General features: G+C 69.0%; 19 protein-coding genes and 1 rRNA gene. 10 read left to right on the top strand and 10 right to left on the bottom strand.

All coding sequences use genetic code 11. From position 1 onward, the window contains the following. Both rrf and ACWC1K_RS32195 read left to right on the top strand, forming a co-directional pair. Positions 1 to 91, top strand: a 5S ribosomal RNA gene (rrf, locus tag ACWC1K_RS32200); the annotation flags it as partial. A gap of 67 nt (positions 92 to 158) precedes the next feature. Beyond that, positions 159 to 713 (top strand): GNAT family N-acetyltransferase, encoded by a 555-nt coding sequence (locus ACWC1K_RS32195; protein WP_450836465.1) that lies wholly within the window; start codon positions 159 to 161, stop codon positions 711 to 713. Between the two features lie 4 nt (positions 714 to 717). Here the strand turns inward: ACWC1K_RS32195 and ACWC1K_RS32190 are convergent, their stop codons facing one another. The 8 genes from ACWC1K_RS32190 to ACWC1K_RS32155 form a co-directional block, all read right to left on the bottom strand. Beyond that, positions 718 to 2,226, bottom strand: coding sequence for a type IV secretory system conjugative DNA transfer family protein (locus tag ACWC1K_RS32190; protein ID WP_450836466.1), 1,509 nt, complete (start codon positions 2,224 to 2,226; stop codon positions 718 to 720). Positions 2,227 to 2,244: 18 nt separating this feature from the next. Further along, positions 2,245 to 3,672: an ATP-binding protein gene (locus ACWC1K_RS32185; RefSeq protein ID WP_450836464.1), complete on the bottom strand. Its 1,428-nt coding sequence runs from the start codon at positions 3,670 to 3,672 to the stop codon at positions 2,245 to 2,247. 13 nt (positions 3,673 to 3,685) lie between these two features. Continuing rightward, positions 3,686 to 5,245 carry an SCO6880 family protein gene (locus ACWC1K_RS32180; RefSeq protein WP_450836463.1) on the bottom strand — a complete coding sequence of 520 codons (1,560 nt, stop codon included), beginning with the start codon at positions 5,243 to 5,245 and terminating at the stop codon, positions 3,686 to 3,688. Beyond that, a complete protein-coding gene (locus ACWC1K_RS32175) occupies positions 5,242 to 6,582 on the bottom strand; it encodes a hypothetical protein (RefSeq protein ID WP_450836462.1) in 1,341 nt (446 codons plus the stop codon). The genes ACWC1K_RS32180 and ACWC1K_RS32175 overlap by 4 nt, the downstream gene beginning before the upstream one ends. Beyond that, on the bottom strand, positions 6,572 to 7,384 hold the full coding sequence (locus ACWC1K_RS32170) for a hypothetical protein (protein ID WP_450836461.1): 813 nt from the start codon (positions 7,382 to 7,384) through the stop codon (positions 6,572 to 6,574). The genes ACWC1K_RS32175 and ACWC1K_RS32170 overlap by 11 nt, the downstream gene beginning before the upstream one ends. 197 nt (positions 7,385 to 7,581) lie before the next feature. Beyond that, on the bottom strand, positions 7,582 to 7,890 hold the full coding sequence (locus ACWC1K_RS32165) for a hypothetical protein (protein ID WP_014673544.1): 309 nt from the start codon (positions 7,888 to 7,890) through the stop codon (positions 7,582 to 7,584). A gap of 398 nt (positions 7,891 to 8,288) precedes the next feature. Continuing rightward, positions 8,289 to 8,573, bottom strand: coding sequence for a hypothetical protein (locus ACWC1K_RS32160; RefSeq protein ID WP_450836460.1), 285 nt, complete (start codon positions 8,571 to 8,573; stop codon positions 8,289 to 8,291). A 219-nt stretch (positions 8,574 to 8,792) separates the two neighbouring features. Then, positions 8,793 to 10,163 carry a S53 family peptidase gene (locus ACWC1K_RS32155; protein WP_450836459.1) on the bottom strand — a complete coding sequence of 457 codons (1,371 nt, stop codon included), beginning with the start codon at positions 10,161 to 10,163 and terminating at the stop codon, positions 8,793 to 8,795. A 368-nt stretch (positions 10,164 to 10,531) separates the two neighbouring features. Here ACWC1K_RS32155 and ACWC1K_RS32150 point away from each other — a divergent pair, with 368 nt between their 5' ends. Then, positions 10,532 to 11,113, top strand: a complete 582-nt coding sequence (locus ACWC1K_RS32150) for a hypothetical protein (protein ID WP_450836458.1) — start codon at positions 10,532 to 10,534, stop codon at positions 11,111 to 11,113. A 3-nt stretch (positions 11,114 to 11,116) separates the two neighbouring features. Here ACWC1K_RS32150 and ACWC1K_RS32145 read toward each other — a convergent pair whose 3' ends face one another. Then, positions 11,117 to 11,722: an NADPH-dependent FMN reductase gene (locus ACWC1K_RS32145; protein ID WP_450836457.1), complete on the bottom strand. Its 606-nt coding sequence runs from the start codon at positions 11,720 to 11,722 to the stop codon at positions 11,117 to 11,119. 85 nt (positions 11,723 to 11,807) lie between these two features. Between ACWC1K_RS32145 and ACWC1K_RS32140 the strand changes: the two genes are divergently transcribed. The 4 genes from ACWC1K_RS32140 (at position 11,808) to ACWC1K_RS32125 (ending at position 15,467) form a co-directional block, all read left to right on the top strand. Then, positions 11,808 to 12,293 (top strand): MarR family winged helix-turn-helix transcriptional regulator, encoded by a 486-nt coding sequence (locus tag ACWC1K_RS32140; RefSeq protein WP_450836456.1) that lies wholly within the window; start codon positions 11,808 to 11,810, stop codon positions 12,291 to 12,293. A gap of 383 nt (positions 12,294 to 12,676) precedes the next feature. Next, positions 12,677 to 13,450: a trypsin-like serine peptidase gene (locus tag ACWC1K_RS32135; RefSeq protein WP_450836455.1), complete on the top strand. Its 774-nt coding sequence runs from the start codon at positions 12,677 to 12,679 to the stop codon at positions 13,448 to 13,450. Between the two features lie 75 nt (positions 13,451 to 13,525). Further along, a complete protein-coding gene (locus tag ACWC1K_RS32130) occupies positions 13,526 to 14,533 on the top strand; it encodes a C40 family peptidase (RefSeq protein WP_450836454.1) in 1,008 nt (335 codons plus the stop codon). Between the two features lie 232 nt (positions 14,534 to 14,765). Beyond that, positions 14,766 to 15,467, top strand: a complete 702-nt coding sequence (locus ACWC1K_RS32125; protein WP_450836453.1) for a phosphatase PAP2 family protein — start codon at positions 14,766 to 14,768, stop codon at positions 15,465 to 15,467. A gap of 118 nt (positions 15,468 to 15,585) precedes the next feature. Here ACWC1K_RS32125 and ACWC1K_RS32120 read toward each other — a convergent pair whose 3' ends face one another. Beyond that, positions 15,586 to 17,142: an FAD-binding oxidoreductase gene (locus ACWC1K_RS32120; protein WP_450836452.1), complete on the bottom strand. Its 1,557-nt coding sequence runs from the start codon at positions 17,140 to 17,142 to the stop codon at positions 15,586 to 15,588. A gap of 337 nt (positions 17,143 to 17,479) precedes the next feature. Between ACWC1K_RS32120 and pstS the strand changes: the two genes are divergently transcribed. The 3 genes from pstS to pstA all read left to right on the top strand — a co-directional run bounded on the left by pstS (position 17,480) and on the right by pstA (position 20,809). Beyond that, a complete protein-coding gene (pstS, locus tag ACWC1K_RS32115; protein WP_450836451.1) occupies positions 17,480 to 18,604 on the top strand; it encodes a phosphate ABC transporter substrate-binding protein PstS in 1,125 nt (374 codons plus the stop codon). 139 nt (positions 18,605 to 18,743) lie between these two features. Continuing rightward, positions 18,744 to 19,748, top strand: a complete 1,005-nt coding sequence (pstC, locus tag ACWC1K_RS32110) for a phosphate ABC transporter permease subunit PstC (RefSeq protein ID WP_450836450.1) — start codon at positions 18,744 to 18,746, stop codon at positions 19,746 to 19,748. Continuing rightward, positions 19,745 to 20,809 carry a phosphate ABC transporter permease PstA gene (gene pstA, locus ACWC1K_RS32105; RefSeq protein ID WP_450836449.1) on the top strand — a complete coding sequence of 355 codons (1,065 nt, stop codon included), beginning with the start codon at positions 19,745 to 19,747 and terminating at the stop codon, positions 20,807 to 20,809. The genes pstC and pstA overlap by 4 nt, the downstream gene beginning before the upstream one ends. Positions 20,810 to 20,840: the final 31 nt, after the last annotated feature.

Below are 20,840 nucleotides of genomic sequence, written 5' to 3'. Positions count from 1 at the left end.
GCCCGGTTACATTCCGAACCCGGAAGCTAAGCCTTACAGCGCCGATGGTACTGCAGGGGGGACCCTGTGGGAGAGTAGGACGCCGCCGAACAATTCTTGAGAAAACCCCCGCACCATTCGGTGCGGGGGTTTTCTGCGTTTCGGCTACCGTGGCCTCCATGAACTACAAGATCCGTTCCATACGCGCCGACGAGTGGCCCCGGGCCAAGGCGTTGCGGCTCGTCTCGCTCCAAGATCCCGTAGCGCATCTCGCCTTTTTGGAAACCTACGAGCAAGCGATCGCCCGCCCGGATTCCTTCTGGCAGGAGCGTGCGGCCGGCGCCGCCGAGGGCGCGTCCGGGGCGCAGCAGATCATTGCTGAGGGGCCCGACGGAGAGTGGGTCGGGACGTTGGTCGTGCTGGTCGAGGAGGCCGGGTCGACCGACTGGGCCGGGTTTCCGGTGGAGCGGAAGCAGGGGCATGTCGTAGGCGTGTTCGTGCGGCCGGAGTGTCGGGGCATCGGGCTCACCGAGGTGCTCTTCGATGCCGGCCTGGAGTGGGCCTGGGCGCAGGGCGTGGAGCGGGTGCGGCTCATCGTGCACGAGGAGAACGGGCGGGCTCAGCGGTTCTACCGGAAGGTCGGGTTCACGCCGACCGGAGTGACCGTGCCGTTGGAGGAGAGGCCGGGGGAGGCCGAGTTGGAGTTCGCCTTGGTGCGCGACAAGGTCGGCTGACGGCTCACACCGGCAGTTCGTCGTGCGGCCAGCGGGCTCGGCCCTGTTCGCGGGAGCGGAGCAGGGCCAGGGTCGGCAGGCCCCGGTCCGCTCCTGTGGCCAGCAGCTCCGGGAGCTGGGGAAGCGGAGCCACCGCCGCGACGTCGTCGAGGACGAGCGTAAGTGGTGGGTCGAGGCGACCGGAGGATGACCGTTCGGCCATGCGCCGGCCACGCTCGACCACGCTTGAGACGAGGGCCGTCAGAAGGGGCATCGCCCCCGGGTTGGATCTGGGGTCCTCGATGGATTCCCCCACCACATAAAGCGTGCCCCCTTCATGGACGAAGGAATCCAAGGCGAGGGCATCTGTTCGGTTTGGAGTGCAGGCCTCGCGGATGTTGACCGTGAAGAGGGCGGAGAGAGCTCTGCTGGTCAACTCCTGAGCCATGTCCCGGCGTTCGGGGTGCGCGGTGAGGGCCGCCTCGAGTTCGCCCGCGGAGCCGGGGGCCGCCTTGGGATGCGTACGGAGGATGCGGACCGCGTCCTGGACCTGGGCGCCCTGGGACCAGCGGTGGACGTGGCGGATGGTGCGACCGTCCACGGCTGCGGCGTGCACATAGCTGCGCAGGAGCGTTTCGGCTGTTGCTGCCAGGGCCTGGTCGAGTTTGGCGGTGGGGCGGATCGGGGCGAGGAGGGCGGCTGCTCGGGCCGCTGCCGTCTGCTTGTCCTCGCAGCCCGTGGTGGGGGACCAGTGCAGGCGGGCCGGGGTGTCGCAGAGGTGCGCGGGGTCGTACAGGAGGACGGGGCCCAGTTTTGACCGGGCGTCCTTGGTGTCCGACCAGATCGCCGGGTTCGAGGTGATGACGAGGGCCGGGCCTTCCGCGTCGCGCACGGCCTGGGTCGCGGTCGCGTGGCGGTTTTCTCTGGGGGCCACGACGAGTTTCTCCCGACCGCCGGCCACTCCGAGCGTTCCGGCCGTCCCGGCCACCGTCGGCCGGTCATGGGCGAGCAGGGAGGCGGCGGGCCCGGGCGTGGGTGCCGGTTCCTGGAGGAGTTCCGTCGGCTGGGGTTCGGGCGGTGCCGTCCTCGGTGTCGGGACCTCGTAGTGCGTCGGCATCGGCTCGGGCGCGGGTCCCTCGACAGCCGCGGGCTGTTGCGTGCGGCGCCTCAGGCGGCCTGCGCGCCAGCGGGCGAACGTGCCCATGGCGAACACCGTCAGGACGAACAGCACCATCAACTGGCCGATGAACAGGCCCCAGAACAGGCCGTAGCCGGAGAGCTGGGTGTCCGGGGTCTCGGGCCAGGCGCCCGGGATGTCGTGCGGTTGGCCGATGAGGTGGCGCATGGCGAGAGGCGTGCGGGTGAAGGTGACGCCGTCCGGCCAGCTGCCCTTGGCGAACAGGCCCGCGAGGCCGGTGGCCGTCCACACCAGGAGGGTCATGCCGAGGAGGAAGGCGAGTATGCCGAGCAGGAGCCCGTCCGGGATGCCGCCCTGCCCGTCCCGGGGGTCTCTTCGCCGGTCGTCCGGTCTCACCACGTCCCGCCTCCCCTGCTACGCCACCGTCGACTCGGACGGCCCCTCGAAGTCGCTCAGGTGCTGTTCCACGAAGGCCGCCGCGCGCTCCTCGGCCTCCAGCTCGGCGGCGCGCAGGGCGTCGTCCTTCAGGTCGCGCTCGGCGGAGGACTCCGTCATGGCGCGGTCGGTGAAGACGAGGGGGCGTTCCGTCTCGGTGATCAGGTGTTTGACGACCTGGACATTGCCGTTGACGTCCCAGACGGCGATGCCGGGGGTGAGGGTGGGGATGATCTCCACCGCCCAGCGGGGGAGGCCCAGGACGCGGCCTGTCGCCCGCGCCTCGTCGGCTTTCTGGGCGTAGATCGTCCTCGTCGACGCCATCTTCAGGATGGCCGCGGCTTCCTTGGCCGCCGCGCCGTCGACGACGTCCGACAGGTGGTGGACCACGGCCACGAAGGACAGACCGAGCCGGCGGCCGAACTTCAGCAGCCGCTGGAACAGCTGGGCCACGAAGGGGCTGTTGATGATGTGCCAGGCCTCCTCGACCAGGAAGATGCGCTTCTTCCGGTCGGGGCGGATCCAGGTGTGTTCCAGCCATACGCCGACGATCGCCATCAGGATCGGCATGGCGATGGAGTTGCGGTCGATGTGGGACAAATCGAACACGATGAGGGGTGCGTCGAGGTCGATGCCGACCGTGGTCGGGCCGTCGAACATGCCGCGGAGGTCACCGTCGACCAGGCGGTCGAGGACCAGCGCCACGTCCAGGCCCCAGGCCCGTACGTCCTCTATGGCGACGTTCATCGCCTCGGCCGACTCGGGTTCGGGGTGCCGTAGCTGCTCGACGATGTCGGTGAGGACCGGCTGGCGTTCGACGATCGTCTCGTTGACGTAGGCGTGCGCGACCTTCAGGGCGAAGCCGGAGCGTTCGTCCAGGCCGTGGCCCATGGCGACCTCGATGATCGTCCGGAGCAGGGCGAGCTGGCCGGTGGTCGTGATCGCCGGGTCGAGGGGGTTGAGGCGGATTCCCATGTCCAGGGCGGCCGTCGGGTCCAGGCGGATGGGAGTTATCCCCAGCTGCTCCGCGATCAGGTTCCATTCGCCGACGCCGTCCTCGCCCTGTGCGTCGAGGACGACGACCTGGCGGTCGCGGAAGCGCAGCTGTCGTAGGACGTAGGTCTTCTCCAGGGCCGACTTGCCGTTGCCGGACTCGCCGAGGACCAGCCAGTGCGGGGCCGGGAGCTGCTGGCCGTACAGCTGGAAGGGGTCGTAGATGTAGCCCTTGCCGGAGTAGACCTCGCGGCCGATGATCACGCCCGAGTCGCCGAGGCCGGGCGCGGCGGTCGGCAGGTAGACCGCCTGGGCCTGGCCTGTCGACGTGCGCACCGGTAGGCGGGTCGTCTCGACCTTCCCGAAGAGGAAGGACGTGAAGGCGTCGGTCAGGACGGACAGCGGATCCCGCATCAGAGCTCAGCCCCTACCTTCGGATGCCGGTGGCGAACGGGAGCGTGTTCACGAAGGCGCGGTGGTGTTCCCGGTCGCACCACTCCAGCTTCAGGTACGACTTTCCGGCCGAGGCGCGGATGGTCCGCTTGTCGCGGGCGAGGGCCTCGGGGGAGCGGGAGGAGACGGTGATGTAGCCGACCAGGTTCACGCCTGCCGCGCCGCTCGCCAGGTCCTCGCCGCGCTGGTCCAGGCGGTTGTGGGCGGCGACGTCACGGGGGTCGACCGTGCGGTTCATCTTGGCGGCCCGGGAGGCCTCGGCCTCGTCGTTGGTCTTCTCGGTCAGCATGCGTTCGATGGCCACCTCGGTGGGTTCGAGGTCCATCGTGACGGCGACCGTCCGGATGACGTCCGGGGTGTGGACGAGCAGCGGGGCCAGGAAGTTGACGCCCACCGGGGTCATCGGCCACTCCTTCACCCAGGCCGTGGCGTGGCACCAGGGCGCGCGGGTGGAGGACTCCCGGGTCTTGGCCTGGAGGTACGTCGGCTCCATGGCGTCCAGTTCGGCCGGCCAGGCGTTGCGCTTGGTCATCGCCTGGATGTGGTCGATCGGGTGGTCGGGGTCGTACATGGAGTGGATGAGGGAGGCGAGACGGCCCTGCCCGAGGGGCTGGCGCACGCGGATGTCGGCCTCCTGGAGGCGCGAGCAGATGTCGGTGAGCTCACGGGCCATGACGACCGCGAGACCGGCGTCCCGGTCCACCTTGCGGCCGTTCTGGGGGCGGGCCGCGCGGGCCATCGCGTGTGCCTCGGCGGCGAGGTCGCGGGTGAAGTGCATGCAGGCGACGAGGTAGGCGCGGTGCTGCTCGCTGCTCGTCGATACCATCGACTGCAGTTGGTCGTACGACTGCTGCAGCCAGCCCAGCGACTTCTCGTCCCCGCGGATGGCGACGTCCTTGGCGTGGGCGTCCGGGTCGGCGGGGAGGGTGCGGGCGAGCATCTGGAGGCGGGTGACGAAGCCGTCCCCGTTGGCGACGTGCTTGAGGAGCGTGCCGAAGCGGTCGACGAGGGCTTCCTGGTCCTCCGAGTCGCGCAGGCCGACGCCGGGGCCCTCGATCTCGATGGCGGCGGTGACGGTGCGGCGGTCGGCGTGCAGGAGCACGGCGATCTCGTCGGGCCCGAAGGGGGCGGCCAGCCAGGTGATGCGGCCGATCCCGGGGGGCGGGCCGACCTCGACCTCGCGTCCGTCGAGCCGGGTACCGGCCTCGATGACGCCGCTGCGGTAGACGGTGCCCTGTTTCAGGGTGCGCTTGTAGCTGCGGTTGATCTCGAACCACTTGTAGAACGTGCGGTGCTTGTACGGCACGTAGACCGCCATCAGGGCGATCAGCGGGAAGCCCATCAGCAGCACGATGCGCAGGGAGAGGACGGGGACCAGGAGCCCGCACATCATGCCGAGGAACGCGCCCGCGATGATCAGTGCGATCTCGCCGGACTCACGGTTCCGGCCGACGATCGCGTTCGGCCGGGCGCGGCCGATGAGATAAGTGCGGCGGGGCGTGACCGGATGGGACAGGTGGGACTCGGTCGTCAACGCCCTTCACCTCCCGTGCGGTTGGTACTGCTGTTGCGGGTGTTGCTGGCGTGCGGGGTGTTCACCGGGCTCGACGAACGGGGTGCGGGTGCGGCGGTGGGGACGGATCCGCCGCCACCTCCGTTCGAGGGGCGGGTGCTGTGGGCGGCTACTCCGCCGCTGGCCGGGTTGGCCGGGCGGGCGCCCCCGCCGGAGGACGACTGGCCGCCGCCCCCGTTGTCGTTGGCGCGGGCGCTGTGCGTCTTGATGCCCTGCGCGACCATGGTCGCCGGGGAGCTGATGACCGCGGCGGCCTTGCCCTCGGCGCCGGCCATGATGCGGTTGTTGCGGCCGCTGGCGATCTCGTCGCCGAAGCCGGGGACGAAGCGGTAGATCATCGCGCTGGCGAAGATGGCGAGCAGGATGATCGCGAGGCCGGAGACGACCGCGGAGAACGAGTCCGGGCCGTTCGCGGAGGACAGCGCGCCGGCGAGGCCCAGCACGATCACGATGATCGGCTTGACGAGGATGACCGCGATCATGATGCCCGCCCAGCGGCGGACGTGGCCCCACAGGTTCTTGTCGACCAGGCCCGCGTAGACGACGGTGCCGAGGAGGGCGCCGACGTAGAGGAGGGCGGCGCGGATGACGAGCTCCAGCCAGAGCACGCCGGCGGCGAGGATGCTGACCAGGGACACGACGATCAGCATGATGGGGCCGCCGCCGATGTGCTCGCCCTTGCTGAGGGCGCCGGAGAACGTGCCGAAGAAGGTGTCCGTCTGGTCGCCGGTGGTCTTGGCGAGGACGTCTGTGACGCCGTCCGTCGCCGATACGACGGTGTAGAGGATCAGGGGCGTGAAGGCCGAGGCGAGGACCGTCAGCCAGAGGAAGCCGATCGCCTCCGAGATCGCCGTCGTGAGGGGGACACCTCGGACGGCGCGCTTGGCGACGGCCAGCAGCCAGAGCAGGAGCGTGAGGATCGTGGAGGCGGCGAAGACGACGGCGTACTGCTGAAGGAACTTCTGGTTGGTGAAGTCGACGTTCGCGGTTTCTTTGACGGCCTCGCTGAGCTTGTTGACCGTCCAGGAGGCGGCGTCCGCGCAGCCCTTGGCGAGGGAGGAGAGGGGGTCGAGGGTGGAGGTGGGGTCGAGACCGCCACCGGTGCCGGTGATGCCTTTGTCTCCGCTGCCGCGTTCGCAGTAGTCCTTGGCGGGGCCGCGGATGAGGTCGCAGGGGTCGTTGCTCGTCGTCGGGGTGGGCGTAGGTGCGGCGAAGGCGCGTGTGGCCAGCAGCACGGCAGCGGCCTGGACGGTGGCGACAGCGGCCGTGACCTTGACGAGGCGGTGGTTAGCGCGCATAGGTGAAGCCTCCGAACTCCTCGACAGCCTTCGTCATGTCGTCGGCGGTGGAAGCCTTCTGATCGCGACCGACCGGCACGGGTCCGTCCTTCTGCTGGAAGTCGGTGACCTTCCAGTCGTTGTCGACCCACTTCAGCTGGTACGTCGTGGTGTACCAGCTCTCGGACACCGGGTTCGTCGAGCTCTCACCGGACAGGCCGAAGAGCGACGTGTACCAGACCTCGACGGTGGCAGTGCTCGCGGTGGAGGAGGTGACCTTGGTGCCTACCGGAATGACACGGGAGACGAAGGTCTGTCCGCTCGGCGCCCTGCCGTCCTTGTCGAGGCCGATGTTGGTCAGGAACTTCTCGCTGGAGTACGCGCTGTCCAGGGCGGACTGCCGAGCGGCGGCCACATCCGGGGCGTAGACGGTATCGACGATCGCGTGCCGACCGGCGGTGTTGAACATGTCCGTGGAGCCCAGCGCGACCGAGTAGTTCGCCGCCGCGCTCTGTGCCCCCTGCTGGTCATGGGCGAAGCCTGCCTGCACCGGCTTCGTCCCGCTCGCAGCCGTGGACGCAGCGTCCGGCTTGCTCCCGCTTGCGCTGTCCGAAGAGGAATCGCCCCCTCCACGGTTCGCGAAGGCGATTGCGGCGATGAGGAGGACCACTACGCCGACCACCGTGATCAGGCTCCGGGACGACGAGCGGCCGCCGCGGCGGGCGCCGCCGTAGACGTCGCCGCCCCCGTCGGGCAGCCGGGTCCGGGTCTGGCCCGTGCCGCCGTAACCGCCGGAGGCCTCGTGCTCGTCTCCGAGACTCATGCCGTGTACGCCCTCTCCAGCTCGTAGACATACGACGGTAGCCGTGCTGGTTCCCGCGCGGGCGCGGTGTGGTGACTCGACATCAGGGAAACGCAACCTCAGCCGGTGGGCACGACGGGCGGGTGGGGGTAGAGGGGACCGGGCGCGCCCGGCGGGACTGGCGGACGCCTGCCGCAAACGGCCTGCTAGACGGCCATCTAGACAGCCATGCCGTACACGATGGTGAACAGCGTGCCCAGCGAACCGATGATGAATACCCCGGTGAGACCGGCGATGATGAGGCCTTTGCCTTGTTCCGCGCTGAAGGTGTCGCGCAGCGCGGTCGCGCCGATGCGCTGCTTCGCGGCGCCCCAGACGGCGATGCCGAGGCAGAGGAGAATGGCGACGGCCATCACCACCTCGATCATGACCTTCGCCTCGTTGCCCAGGCTGCCGAAGGGGCCCCAGTCCGGAGCGATCCCGCCGATGATGGTGTTGATGTCTCCCTTGTCGGCCGCAAAGAGCATGTAAGTCACCGCCCCTGGTGGGTAGTTCCGCAGCCCCTGCCGGGATGCAGAGGTCAGGCTCATTCTCGCCGACAATGCTGCCTTCGTATGTCGACTTGGCGTCATTGCATGGCGGGTTTCGTACGAATAGCTGTTAGGTCACTCTGTGTATCACGGCAGGTCACGCCGGGCAATGAGGCCTGAGCGGAACCTGTGGTGGGGTTCCGTCGTTGACTCCTCTTACGACCTGAATCGTTCCTGACGGTGGGTCGGGTGAGGGGTCGAGCCGATGTTCTCCGGGTGACGGACGAACGGATGAAGAGTATCCGGTACGGCTAACGGGCCGCGGCCGGTGGCCGTGGCCCGCTCGGTGACGGAGGGGCAGTCGTCAGCCGGTGAAGGCGGAGGTGGCTGGACCGCTAGCGCGTGATGCACTTGGGGTAGCGGGCACCCTCGACGCAGTTGTTGTAGGCGCTGTAGCTGACGTCGACCTCTTTCTCGTCGCCGCCCTTCGTGCGGACCGTCAGCTCGTACTCGGTGTGGCAGCTGCGGGTCCGCTTCGTGCCCTTCTTCTTCGTCTTGCACTCGTGGTCCGTGTCCTTGCTGACGACGGTGCCGGTGACGTTCTTCGACGAGCTGCCGCAACCGGCCAGTGGCGCGGTGAGCGCGGCGACGGTGAGCAGGACTGCGAGCGTGCGCTTCATTCGGTTTTCCCCCGGGGCGTCGTGGATGGGACGTCGACGTTCTCCGGAAGATGGTGCCCGATGCGCTGTCATGTACGGACGCCGGGGCGTACGGGAAAACGGGCCGCGGCCGGCTGCCGTGACCCGTTTCCCTTTCCGTGCCGCCGAGGAGGCCCCACGTACTCCCTCAGTCCGGCGGCTCCCCGTGACCCGACGGGGTGGTCCTGCCGCGTACTGCTGTCAGCTCGCCGTGAAGGCGTCGAGGCCCTCGGGGGTGCCCCAGCCGGTCGGGCCGTCGTAGCCCGACTTCGCGGTGCAGAAGTAGCTGGTGGAGCAGGTGCCGTTGCTGCCGCTGGTGACGTCGTTGAGGGCGGAGGTGCCGGCGGCGTTGTAGGGGTACTGCGCCGGGTAGTCGCTGCTGCCCGGGGTGCCGGCGAGGGCGTAGACGGAGGCGATGAGCGGGGAGGAGGCGCTGGTGCCGCCGTAGGTGTTCCAGCCGGTGCCGTCGGAGCCGTAGGTGTCGTAGACGGAGACGCCGGTGGCGGGGTCGGCGACCGCGGAGACGTCGGCGATCGTGCGCTTGGTGCAGCCGGTGTCGGTCTGCCAGGAGGGCTTCGCGTCGTACGAGGAGCAGCCGGAGCCGGTGCCCTCGGTGCTGCTGGTGTTCCAGACGCTCTCGGTCCAGCCGCGGCTGTTGGACGACGTGGAGAGCTTGGTGCCGCCGACTGCCGTGACGTACTTGGAGGCGGCGGGGTATTCGGCGCCGTAGCCGCTGTCGCCGGCGCTCGCGGTGATGGCGACGCCCGGGTGGTTGTAGTACGAGGAGTCGTACGTCGTGTCGGACGAGGACTCGGAGCCGCCGTAGCTGTTGGAGACGAACTTGGCACCCAGCTTGACGGCCTCGTTCACGGCGGTGCCCAGGTTGGCGTCGGACGCCGACTTGGCCTCGACGAGGAGGATGTTGCAGTTCGGGCAGGTCGCGCTGACCACGTCGAGGTCGAGGGAGATCTCACCGGCCCAGCCGCTGTCGGCGGAGGGCAGGGAGGTCGTGGAGCCGGTCTGGCTGACCTTCTTGAAGCAGCCGTTGGCGGTGGTGCAGGCGGAGAGGCCGTAGTACGAGCGGTAGGTGGCGAGGTCGGCCTCGGCGTTCGGGTCGTCGTAGGCGTCCACGATGGCGACGGTCTCGCCGGAGCCGTTCGAGGAGGCGGCGTCGGTGAGGCCGTACGCCGACTGGATGTCGCTCGGGCCGTAACCGGTCGGGTCGTCCTGAGCCGCGTTCGGCCTGATGGTCTTGGGGGTGACGCCCTTGAGTGCGGCCTGCTTCTCCATGAAGGCGGTGGTGCCGCCGGTGACGCGCAGGGCGTTGCACGCGGCGTAGCCCTTCTTCGGGGTGGCGCCACAGGCCTTCGTGTACTGCACGTGCGCCTTGGCGACCTGTGCGGCGATCGCCTTGGTGCTGACCTTGTGGGCGGCCGGGGCGGTGGTGGCGGCGTTCGCCTGGACCGCGGTGCCGAATCCGGCGAGGACCAGCGCCGCGGTGGCCGCGGCGGTGGAGCCGATCCGGCGCCATCTGCCGGATATGTGGGGGAAGTTGGGGGTGGTCGTACGCAACGTACAGCCTCCTGGGAGTGGTGGGGAGAGGACTGCGGTGGGGGGACTGCCGGGGGGTTCCGGCAGGGGCGGCGACCCGCGTAGACCATCGCTTGTTGAGTACGCGACAAACAAGGCAGTTTCGGAATTCTGACTTCCGCATTACTGAAGGGGGTTGGCGGATTGCTGCTCAATGGCGGTGCGATGGAGGGGGGTTGGGGGTGGCTTGACCTCGCGTACAGCATCCGGACAGGTGGGAGACAGGTTTACGCGCGTCGCTTCCTGTGCGCGGCAGGCCCTGTCCGGGCGGGGCGGGGGTCAAGTCTGCGTCATGTGGCATCGGCGGCTGAGAGGGCGGGAGCTGTCCGACGTATGGAGTGGGCATGTGGATGGCGACCCCGAAGAACAGCAGTCCTGTGATCCAGCACCGCATCGTCCTGGCTTCGGCCGCAGGCCTCGTCTGCGCCTTCCTCCTGGCGGCGTGCGACTCCTCGAACAGCGGCGCCTCCGGTACGAGCGCTGCCGGCGTCGCGCCTGTTGCGTCGGCTCCGGCGAGCTCGGCACCCGCGAGCTCGGCACCCGCGAGCCCCCCGCCCGCCGACGATGGCACGACCGCCTCGGTGCGGGCCGAGGTCGTGAAGGGCGTGGGCAGCGTGGTCACCGACGGCACGGGGGCGACTCTCTACCGCTACGACAGGGATCGGCCCGATCCGTCCAGGTGGACCTGTTCCGGTGAGTGCGTGAAGACGTGGATACCCGTCATCGTGTCGGACTCCGTACAGGCCGTGGGCGTCGAGAAGAGGCTTCTCGGCACGGTCCACCGCGACGGCAGGAAGCAACTCACCCTCGGGGGGTGGCCGTTGTACCGGTATGTGGGGGACACCGGGGCGGGGCAGCTGAACGGGCAGGGGAAGGACGAGCAGTGGTATGCCGTCACTCCGGGCGGGGGCAAGGCCGATGTGACCGGCTGAGCGTCATTCCGCTGCGGCGGGCTGGACACCCGCGTACGCCTCCGCCTTGGCCTCGCGTACGCCGCGCAGTGCGCCGGACCAGGTGATGACCTGGTCGAGCATGCCGCAGACCGCGGCGTCGAGGCCCTCCGCCGCGACGAAGGCGCCTGTCGCGAACGCGGGTATCAGGGGGATGGCGGGTTGTGTGCGGACCGTGGCCACCTGGAGCTCGGCGAGCACGAGTCGCAGCGCTTCGGCGGCGCGGACGCCCGCGGCCCATCCGCCGTAGCTGACGATGCCGGCCGCCTTGTCGTTCCACTCCCGGTAGACGTAGTCCAGCGCGTTCTTGAGCGCGCCGGGAAAGGAGTGGTTGTACTCCGGGACGAGGAACACGAAGCCGTCGAAGCCGTCGATCAGCGCAGACCAGGCGCGGGTGTGCGGGTGCTCGTACTGCTGGTGGGTCGGATTGCCGCCCTCGTCGAGGTTGCCGAGGCGGTGCTGGGCGAGGTCGATGAGCTCGTAGTCGGCGCCGCCGTGGGCGCGCGCCGTGTCGAGCAGCCAGGAGGCGATCGGCTCGCCCCGGCGTCCGGGGCGGGTGCTGCCGAGGATGATGCCGATACGGAGTGCCATGGTGTTCCTTCCGAAAGAGTTGACGCGTCAACTCTAGGGAGAGTGAGTTGACGCGTCAACACTCTGCCTCGGTATGCTGCGCGCCATGGCTCGGACGCGAACGCTGGAACCCGACGAGTGGGAGCTCTGGGACACCTGGATGCGCGCGCAGCGCCTGCTCGTCCGGGAGCTCGACCGTGGTCTGCAGCGTGACTGCGGCATCTCGAAGGCCGAGTTCAGCGTGCTGGTGACGCTGTGGCAGGCCCCCGGCCGCGAGATGCGCGTCGGCGAGCTGTCCGAGTCGCTCGACTGGGAGAAGAGCCGCGTCTCGCACCAGCTGACGCGCATGGAGAACCGCGGCTTCGTGGAGCGGACCGAGCACGGCGCCGGTGGCCGCCGTACCGGGATCGGGCTGACCGACAAGGGGCGCGGCGTCGTGCAGAACGCCGTCCTCGTGCATGCCGGGAACATCCGCCACTACTTCCTCGACACGCTCACACCTCAGCAGGCAGCGGCTTTGCGGGCCTGGAGCGCGCAGCTGATCGACCGCGTCGAGCCACGCGGCAGCGGGAGCGCAGACGACGCCCGGTAGGACTCCGCCCGGACCGTGTGGTGGCCCGAATGTCAGTCCGGTGGCCTAACGTGATGGTGTGGGTTCGGAGCGTGAAGGGAGGATGGTGTGGCGAGGGTGGAGTCTCGGCAGAGGAAGCGGGCACCGGCGTGCGCGGAGCGTGACGCGGAGGCGGGGTCGGCGGGGGCACCGTACGGTGGTAGCGACGCCGAAGCGGTGGAGAGACGGAGGCAGCGAGCCATGTCCGTGTCGCAGGGCGCCCTCCCTCGTGTACGCCCCCGGCTCGTGGGTGTCGCGTACGGCGCTTCAGCGCGGGGTCCGCAGACGCAGGGAGGACCGTTCACGGAGAGATCCAAGTGAACGCCAGACCTTTTTCTCACCTTCATCGGACACAGTGGCTGCCGATGAAGCGCATTCCACGCATCAGCAAGCGGGTCACCAGTCCCCTGTGCGCGGCCGTCGTGCTCCTTGTGCCCGCGCTCACGTCCGCCTCCCTCGCCAAGGCGGACGACGGGCCGGGTCCCCTCGGCGTGACCGTTGTCGCGGGGGACAACGCGCAGTCCAGGAAGGTCGGTGCCCTCTTCGACGCCGGCCGGAGATCCTCGCTGGCCGGCGGGCACTTCTGCACCGCGTCCGTCGTGTACAGCCCGCGCCGCAATCTCATCGTCACCGCGGCCCACTGCCTGGGCGGGAGCAAGGGCGGGGACCTCGTCTTCGTGCCGGGCTACCGGGGCGGGCGGGCGCCGTACGGGGTGTGGACGGTGCGGAAGGTGTTCCTGCCCGACGGGTGGGCCAAGGGGCAGCGCGAGGACAGTGACGTCGCCTTCGCCGTCGTCGAGAACAAGGGTGGCAAGGGCGTCGAGGACGCCGTCGGCGGCAACCCCTTCGTGGCCGGCGTGGCGACGGGCGCCACGGCCGTCACCATCACCGGGTATCCCAACACCCGAGAAGTGCCCGTCAGCTGCACCAACAGGCCGACCGTGCACAGCCGTACCCAGCAGCGGATCTACTGCCCCCGCCTTTCCGGAGGAACCAGCGGGAGCCCTTGGGTCAACGGGGACAAGGCGGTCGTCGGGATCCTGGGCGGGCACGAGAAGGGCGGGTTCACGGACGACATCTCGTACAGCGTCGTGTTCGGCCCGGAAGCGGCCGAGTTGTATCGGGATGCGACCGGCTGATCTCTGACCTCCCGGAACACGGGACACGCCCCTAGACTGACCCGGGCTATCTGACTCCCGGGCGGCGAGGGGCGGTTGACGGTGCGTAAGGCGTGGGTCATGGCCGGCGTTGCCGTCGGTTCTGCTCTGTCCTTCGTGATGCTGCTCGTCGTCGGGGTGTACGTCGTCGCCGGGAACCTCATCAACGGGGTGGGCGGCAGCACCAAGGCCCTGGCCAAGGGGGCCGTGCCCGCCGCGTACTCGGCCATCGTGCAGAAGTGGGGCAACCTCTGCCCCGCCCTCAACCCCGCGCTGCTCGCCGCCCAGCTCTACCAGGAGAGCGGGTTCAATCCGAACGCCAAGAGCGCGGCGGCCGCGGAGGGGATAGCGCAGTTCATTCCGGGCACCTGGGCCACCCACGGCGTCGACGGCAACGGAGACGGCGTCAAAAACGTCTGGGATCCCGCGGATGCCATCCCGTCCGCCGCCTCCTACGACTGCCAGCTCGCCTCGTACGTCAAGGACGTACCCGGGAACCTGACCGAAAACATGCTCGCCTCGTACAACGCGGGGGCCTACGCGGTGATCAAGTACGGGGGCGTGCCGCCGTACAAGGAGACCCAGAACTACGTCAAGACGATCACGACGCTCGAGGAGAGCTTCGCCGCGCCGGTCAGCCGGGTCGATCCCAGCAAGCAGGCCGCGGGGGCCATCTACTACGCCCAGAAGAAGCTGGGGACGCCCTATCTGTGGGGCGGCAACGGGACCGCCGCGGACAACGGGCGTTTTGACTGCTCGGGGCTGACCAAGGCCGCGTACGAGAGTGTCGGGATCACGCTGCCGCGGGTCGCCAACGACCAGTACAACGCCGGGCCGCACCCGAAGCGGGACGAGCTTCTGCCCGGCGATCTCGTGTTCTTCTCCAAGGACCCCACCGACTCCCGGGCCATCCACCATGTGGGGATCTATGTGGGCGGCGGATACATGATCGACGCGCCGCGGACGGGTGCGGTGATCCGGTTCGACCCCATCGACACCTCCGAGTACTTCGGAGCCACGCGAGTCACCGAAGATGGCGCGAAAGCACTGCCCACCACGGTGTGAACCGAGCGTGAACCCACCCCCTGAGCTGCGGCGATGAGTCTCTCTTCGATAACGTCTGCGTGATCATTCGGTGGAGTGTGGAACGTAGTAACTGGGACCGTGCGTTCCTGTTCTCGTAGTCATCCGACAGTCATCCCGGTGGCTGTCCACGACGTGACCTACAGCCACGGGGGTGGGTAAGCGGGCGTGCGCGAGTACGTCCGGCAGCAGACGACGAAGGGGCCGCAGCACCATGGCTGGACTCGCCGAATCCGGGTCGAACCCCGACGTCGACCTGCTCTACGACATCAATGGCCTGGCCAAGGACGCGCCGCAGTGGTTCGACCGGATCGTCTCCTTCGTCGGGGAGTACGGGCTGCTGCTGGCCATGGTGCTGCTGGTGGTGTGGTGCTGGTGGTCCGTGCGGCGGCGCGGGGACGAGGACGCTGCCTCGTCCGTGGCCGCGTTGGTGTGGGCGCCGGTTGCCGCGGCGCTGGCGGTGCTGGTGAACGTGCCGATACGGGGGTTCGTCGAGCGGCCCAGGCCGTTTCGGACGCACGACGGGCTCGATGTGCTGGTGTCCGGGAAGACCGACTTCTCGTTCGTGAGCGATCACGCGACGATCACCATGGCCATGGCGGTGGGGGTGTTCGTCGCCAACCGGAAGTTCGGGATGGTCGGGATCGGGCTGGCGCTGCTTGAGGGGTTCTGCCGGGTTTACATGGGCGTGCACTACCCGACCGATGTGGTCGGGGGGTTTGCGCTCGGGACGGCTGTGGCCTTGTTGCTTTCGCCGGTTGCCATGCTGCTGCTCACGCCTGTGATGAAGGCTGTTGAGGGGTCGGCTTGGGGTGGGTGGCTCGTGCGGAGCCCTGGGCGGGCGGCTGTAGGGCAGGACGCGTTGATCCCGGGGGCTCGGAAGGAAGCGGCGGAGGAGCGGGACCTCGCGGCATAGGTGCCCCGGGGTTGGGCTGACGTACGGGAGTTTCGCTTGCCCGCGCTTGCGGGGTGCCGCCCTCTTTGGGTCGGGAGCCGCCCCAGCGGCACGACTGCCCGCAGGCTGAGCGGGGCTGCTACAGAGCCTGGGGGTACGTGAAGAAGCGGTTCGGGTCGTACTGCTTCTTCAGGGCCGTCAGGCGGGACGCCGCATCCCCGTAGTACGCCTTTCGCCAGTCCGTCAGGGTCGGGTCCGTGTAGTTCTGGTAGGCCGCTCCCGAGGCGTACGGGCGCATGGCGTTGTGGGTGTTGGTGAGCCAGGTCTGGGCCGCCCCGCCCGTCGTGCCGGCTCGCCAGGACGCGAGGTACTGGGCCAGCATCCGGGAGCGGCGGTGGACGAAGGCCGTCGCGGTGGGGGAGACGCGGTTGACCGCGCCGCCCAGGGCCGTCAGGGCGATGCTGCCCGCGCCGCCCGGGACCGCGCTGATGTTCCTCAGCAGGGTCTGGATGCCCGCCGAGGAGATCGAGCGGTCGAAGAAGTCCGAGCGGGCCGTGTAGGTCTCCCGGCCCAGGGCGCCCTGCGGGTTGCGGTTCGGGGTGGAGCCCGGGAGGTGGCACTGGGCCTCGGTGCGGAACGACGAGCAGCCCGCGTACGCCTCCATCGCCCCCTCGTAGGTGTGCCGCTTGAGCGTCTCGCTGCGGGTCGGCGAGCCGACCGCCGAGACCAGGCGGTCGAGGGCGTTCTGCAGTTCGCCGTAGGTGCCGATGGAGAAGGCCGCGACCGACACGGTGGGCGAGCCGCCGTTCTCCAGGTGGCAGGAGGACCAGATCTCGTCCGGCTGGTCGGGGCCCCACTCCTGCCATGCCTTCACCACGGCGGCGGCCTTCGACCAGGGCCAGGTCAGGTACGCCGAGACGGCCTGCGGCGCCGGATGGGTCCTGAAGTGCAGTTCCGTCACGACGCCGAAGTTGCCGTTGCCCGCGCCGCGCAGGGCCCAGAACAGGTCCTTGTTGGTCGTCGCGTCAGCGGTGAGCTGCTTGCCGTCCGCCGTGATCAGGGTGGCCTGGGTGAGGCTGTCGCAGGTCAGGCCGTACGCCCGGGAGACCACGCCGTGGCCGCCGCCCAGGACCAGGCCCGAGACGCCGACCGAGGGGCAGGAGCCCGCGGGTATCGTCACGCCCTTCGCGGCCAGCGCCCGGTAGACGTCGATCAGCTTGGAGCCGGCGCCGACGACGGCCTGGCCGCCGCTCACCCGGATCTGCTTCAGCTTCGAGACGTCGACGATCAGCTTGCCGTTGCCGGAGGACCAGCCCGCGTAGGAGTGGCCGCCGTTGCGGATCGCGACCCGGATGTTGTGGGCGCGGGCGTAGGCGAGGGTCGTCCGTATGTCGTCGGCGTGGGCGACATAGGCCACGGCCGCCGGCTTCAGGCCGTCGAAGCGGGTGTTGTACAGCTGGTGGGCCGTCGTCCAGGTCGCCTCGCCCGGGCGTATCAGGGCGCCGTCGAGGTCGCGGGCGAGCGCCGTCCAGTTCGCGGGGGCGGCCTGGGCGGACGTCGACCTGATCGCCGTACCGGAAGAAGCGGACGACGCGGAGGTGCTGGTGTCCGCGTCCGCGGACCCGCCCCTGCACGCTGCCGTGGCGACGGCCGCGAGCGCGGCCGCGCCGCCTCCTATGAACGTACGACGTTCCATGTTGCGCCCTCCCGGATTGCTCTCGGGGAACGAGACGGCTCGCCGACCACACGGGTTCCCGCGGAAGTGTCACTCCTGTGTCACCGTGGGAGTGAGACACAAAGAGAGCCGGGACCTTGGTGTGTTCTCCCCGTAAGCGTTCCGTGACCTAACCACACCGTCGGCAGGGGTTCACCTGTCGTTCATTTCCGGCCGTAGGCGCCTTCACCTCGTCTGCCTAATTTCGGCCTTACGCGATGCGAGACGCGCCTCGGGGAAGGCGCCTCCTCCGTCGCCAGGACTTCAACCTGCACGCCGCCGAATTCAGGACGGCGGCTCCTGGAAGGAACTCTTTCAAGTGAAGCTTCAGCGCATGAATCGGCGGGCCATCGCCCTCGGTGCTCTCGCCGCGTCGGGCGCCCTGGTCCTCACGGCGTGCGGCTCGGACGACACCAGCAGCGGCGGCGGCGCCAGCGCGTCCTCGACGGGCAACGCCAGCTCGATCAAGTGCGACAACGCCAAGGGCCAGCTGCTCTCCGACGGCTCCTCCGCGCAGAAGAACGCGATCGACGCGTGGGTGGCGCAGTTCTCCAAGGCCTGCGGTGTGCAGATCAACTACAAGGCCGGCGGTTCCGGTGCGGGTGTCACCTCCTTCACCCAGGGCCAGCTCGCCTTCGCCGGTTCCGACTCCGCGCTGAAGCCCGAGGACGTCGCCGCCTCCAAGAAGGTCTGCACCGGCGGCCAGGGCATCGACCTTCCGATGGTCGGCGGCCCGATCGCGATCGGCTACAACCTCTCCGGCGTGGACAACCTGGTCCTGGACGCCCCGACCCTTGCGAAGATCTTCGACAGCAAGATCACCAAGTGGAACGACCCGGCGATCGCCGCGCTGAACAAGGGCGTGAAGCTGCCCGACCTCAAGATCCAGGCGTTCCACCGCTCGGACGAGTCCGGCACCACGGACAACTTCACCAAGTACCTCAAGGCCGCGACGCCCGACAACTGGAAGTACTCCGGCGGCAAGGCCTGGCAGGCCAAGGGCGGCCAGTCCGCCGCGCAGTCCTCCGGTGTGGCCGCCCAGGTCAAGCAGACCAACGGCGCCATCGGCTACTTCGAGCTGTCCTACGTCACCGACGGCGTGAAGGCCGTCAGCATCAACACCGGCGCCAGCGCCCCGGTCGCGCCCAGCAGTGACAGCGCCACCAAGGCCATCGCCGACGCCAAGGTCGTGGGCACGGGCAAGGACCTGTCGCTCCAGCTGAACTACAACACCAAGGCCGACGGCGCCTACCCGATCACCCTGGTCACGTACGAGATCGTGTGCGACAAGGGCAACAAGGCGGACACCCTGCCCGCCACCAAGGCGTTCCTGCGCTACATCGCCTCCGAGGACGGCCAGGGCCTGCTGCCCAACCTGAAGTACGCGCCCGTCCCCGCCGACATCATCGCCAAGGTCCGCACCACCATCGAGGGCCTGAGCTGATCCGAGTGCGGTCCGGTCCCGGGCCTCAAGAACCCGGGACCGGACCGCACCGTCCGGTGCACCGCCGCCACGAGCCGTACACCCTGTACGGCTTCGCAGAGCCGCACTCCGTGTGAGGCTCCGCAGACCGGAGAACCCGATGGACACTTCCACACAGATAACCGACGCTCCCCCACCCGCCCCGCAGCCCACCGCCGAACAGAAGCGCGCGGCTCGCGGCGCCACCCGACCCGGTGACCGGATCTTCCTCGGTCTCTCCCGTGGGTCGGGCATCTTCCTGTTGGTGGTCATGGCCGCGATCGCGGTCTTCCTGACCTACCGCGCCTCCCTCGCGATCAGCAAGGACCACGGCAACTTCCTCACGACCTTCGAGTGGAACGCCACGTCCGTCCCGCCGGTCTTCGGCATTGCGGTCCTGGCCTTCGGCACGGTGGTCTCCTCGATCATCGCCATGGTCCTCGCCGTTCCGATCGCCGTGGCGATCGCGCTGTTCCTCACGCACTACGCCCCACGCAGGCTGAGCGGTCCCATCGCTTACGTGATCGACCTGCTCGCCGCCGTACCGTCCATCGTGTACGGCCTGTGGGGCGCCCTGATCCTCGTACCGCACATGAACGGCCTCTACGGCTGGCTGGACAGCTACTTCGGCTGGACCGGCATCTTCTCGTGGGACGGCGGTGCGCCGCGCTCGATGCTGACCGTCGGCATCCTGCTCGCGATCATGATTCTGCCGATCATCACCAATGTGAGCCGCGAGGTCTTCCGCCAGGTCCCGCAGATGCACGAGGAGGCGGCTCTCGCCCTCGGTGCCACGCGCTGGGAGGTCATCCGCATGGCGGTGATCCCCTTCGGCCGCTCCGGTGTGATCTCCGCCTCGATGCTCGGCCTCGGCCGTGCGCTCGGCGAGACGATGGCCGTCGCCACCGTGCTCTCCCCGGACTTCCTCATCCACGGCAGCCTGCTCAACCCGGGCGGCGGCACCTTCGCCCAGAACATCGCCTCCAAGTTCGGTGAGGCAACGGAACAGGGCCGGGACGCGCTCATCGCCTCCGGTCTGGTCCTGTTCGTCATCACCCTGCTGGTCAACGGCGCGGCCCGCATGATCATCGCCCGCCGCAAGGAGTACTCGGGGGCCAACGCATGAGCCACAGCGCCAACGCCGCCATCGCCGAAAAGCCCGCCAGCACGCTGCGCGGTGCCCGCCTGCCGAAGTGGTCGCCCTGGGCGATCGCCGCCGGCTCCGTGGCGGTGGCCATCGGCATCGGCCTCGCCGCCGGCCTCGACAGCAAGGTCCAGTGGGGCCTGATCGCCGGGCTGATCTTCCTCGTCGCCACGTACGGCATCGCCGCGAGCGTCGAGGGCCGCCGTCAGGCCAAGGACCGCATCGCCACCGGCCTGGTCTGGGTGGCCTTCCTGATCGCAGTCGTCCCGCTGGTCTCCCTGGTGTGGGTGACCATCTCGCGCGGTGTGAAGGTCCTCAACGTCTACTTCCTGACCCACTCGATGGGCATCGTCGCCGACGCCCAGCCGGGCGGTGGCATCTACCACGCCATCATCGGCAGCCTGGAGCAGGTCGCCCTCGCCACGCTGATCGCCGCGCCGATCGGCATCCTCACCGCGATCTACCTGGTCGAGTACGGCCGGGGCAAGCTGGCCCGGGCCGTCACCTTCTTCGTCGACGTGATGACGGGTGTCCCGTCCATCGTCGCGGGTCTGTTCATCCTCAGCCTCATGCTGATCTTCCAGCTGGAGCCCTTCGGCTTCGCCGGTTCGCTGGCCCTGGCCATCCTGATGATGCCGGTGGTCGTGCGCTCCACGGAGGAGATGCTCAAGCTGGTCCCGAACGAGCTGCGCGAAGCCTCCCTGGCACTCGGTGTCCCGAAGTGGCGCACCATCCTGAAGGTGGTCCTGCCGACCTCCATCGGCGGCATCACGACGGGCATCATGCTGGCGATCGCCCGTATCACCGGTGAGACGGCTCCCGTGCTGCTGCTGGTGTTCGGCAACCGGTTCATCAACAACAACCCCTTCGAGGGGGCGCAGCAGTCGCTGCCGCTGTACATCTATCAGCAGTACGCGGCAGGTGCGGACGCGTCGTACGACAGGGCCTGGGCGGCCTCGCTCACCCTGATCGCCTTCGTGATGATCCTGAACCTGGTGGCCCGCGGCATCGCCCGCTGGAAGGCCCCGAAGACCGGTCGCTGACGCGGCCATATGCGACCGAGAATTCTGGAAG

The sequence above is a fragment of the Streptomyces sp. NPDC001492 genome (assembly GCF_053597275.1).
Note: the sequence above shows the minus strand (reverse complement) of the source record. Positions and strands in the feature narration are given on the sequence as shown.

Coding starts and splice junctions, on each gene's coding strand:
- ACWC1K_RS32195 (WP_450836465.1), top strand. CDS start 159: ATGAACTACAAGATCCGTTCCATACGCGCCGACGAGTGGCCCCGGGCC.
- ACWC1K_RS32185 (WP_450836464.1), bottom strand. CDS start 3,672: ATGCGGGATCCGCTGTCCGTCCTGACCGACGCCTTCACGTCCTTCCTC.
- ACWC1K_RS32175 (WP_450836462.1), bottom strand. CDS start 6,582: ATGCGCGCTAACCACCGCCTCGTCAAGGTCACGGCCGCTGTCGCCACC.
- ACWC1K_RS32170 (WP_450836461.1), bottom strand. CDS start 7,384: ATGAGTCTCGGAGACGAGCACGAGGCCTCCGGCGGTTACGGCGGCACG.
- ACWC1K_RS32165 (WP_014673544.1), bottom strand. CDS start 7,890: ATGCTCTTTGCGGCCGACAAGGGAGACATCAACACCATCATCGGCGGG.
- ACWC1K_RS32160 (WP_450836460.1), bottom strand. CDS start 8,573: ATGAAGCGCACGCTCGCAGTCCTGCTCACCGTCGCCGCGCTCACCGCG.
- ACWC1K_RS32150 (WP_450836458.1), top strand. CDS start 10,532: ATGGCGACCCCGAAGAACAGCAGTCCTGTGATCCAGCACCGCATCGTC.
- ACWC1K_RS32145 (WP_450836457.1), bottom strand. CDS start 11,722: ATGGCACTCCGTATCGGCATCATCCTCGGCAGCACCCGCCCCGGACGC.
- ACWC1K_RS32140 (WP_450836456.1), top strand. CDS start 11,808: ATGGCTCGGACGCGAACGCTGGAACCCGACGAGTGGGAGCTCTGGGAC.
- ACWC1K_RS32135 (WP_450836455.1), top strand. CDS start 12,677: ATGAAGCGCATTCCACGCATCAGCAAGCGGGTCACCAGTCCCCTGTGC.
- ACWC1K_RS32125 (WP_450836453.1), top strand. CDS start 14,766: ATGGCTGGACTCGCCGAATCCGGGTCGAACCCCGACGTCGACCTGCTC.
- ACWC1K_RS32120 (WP_450836452.1), bottom strand. CDS start 17,142: ATGGAACGTCGTACGTTCATAGGAGGCGGCGCGGCCGCGCTCGCGGCC.
- pstC (WP_450836450.1), top strand. CDS start 18,744: ATGGACACTTCCACACAGATAACCGACGCTCCCCCACCCGCCCCGCAG.
- pstA (WP_450836449.1), top strand. CDS start 19,745: ATGAGCCACAGCGCCAACGCCGCCATCGCCGAAAAGCCCGCCAGCACG.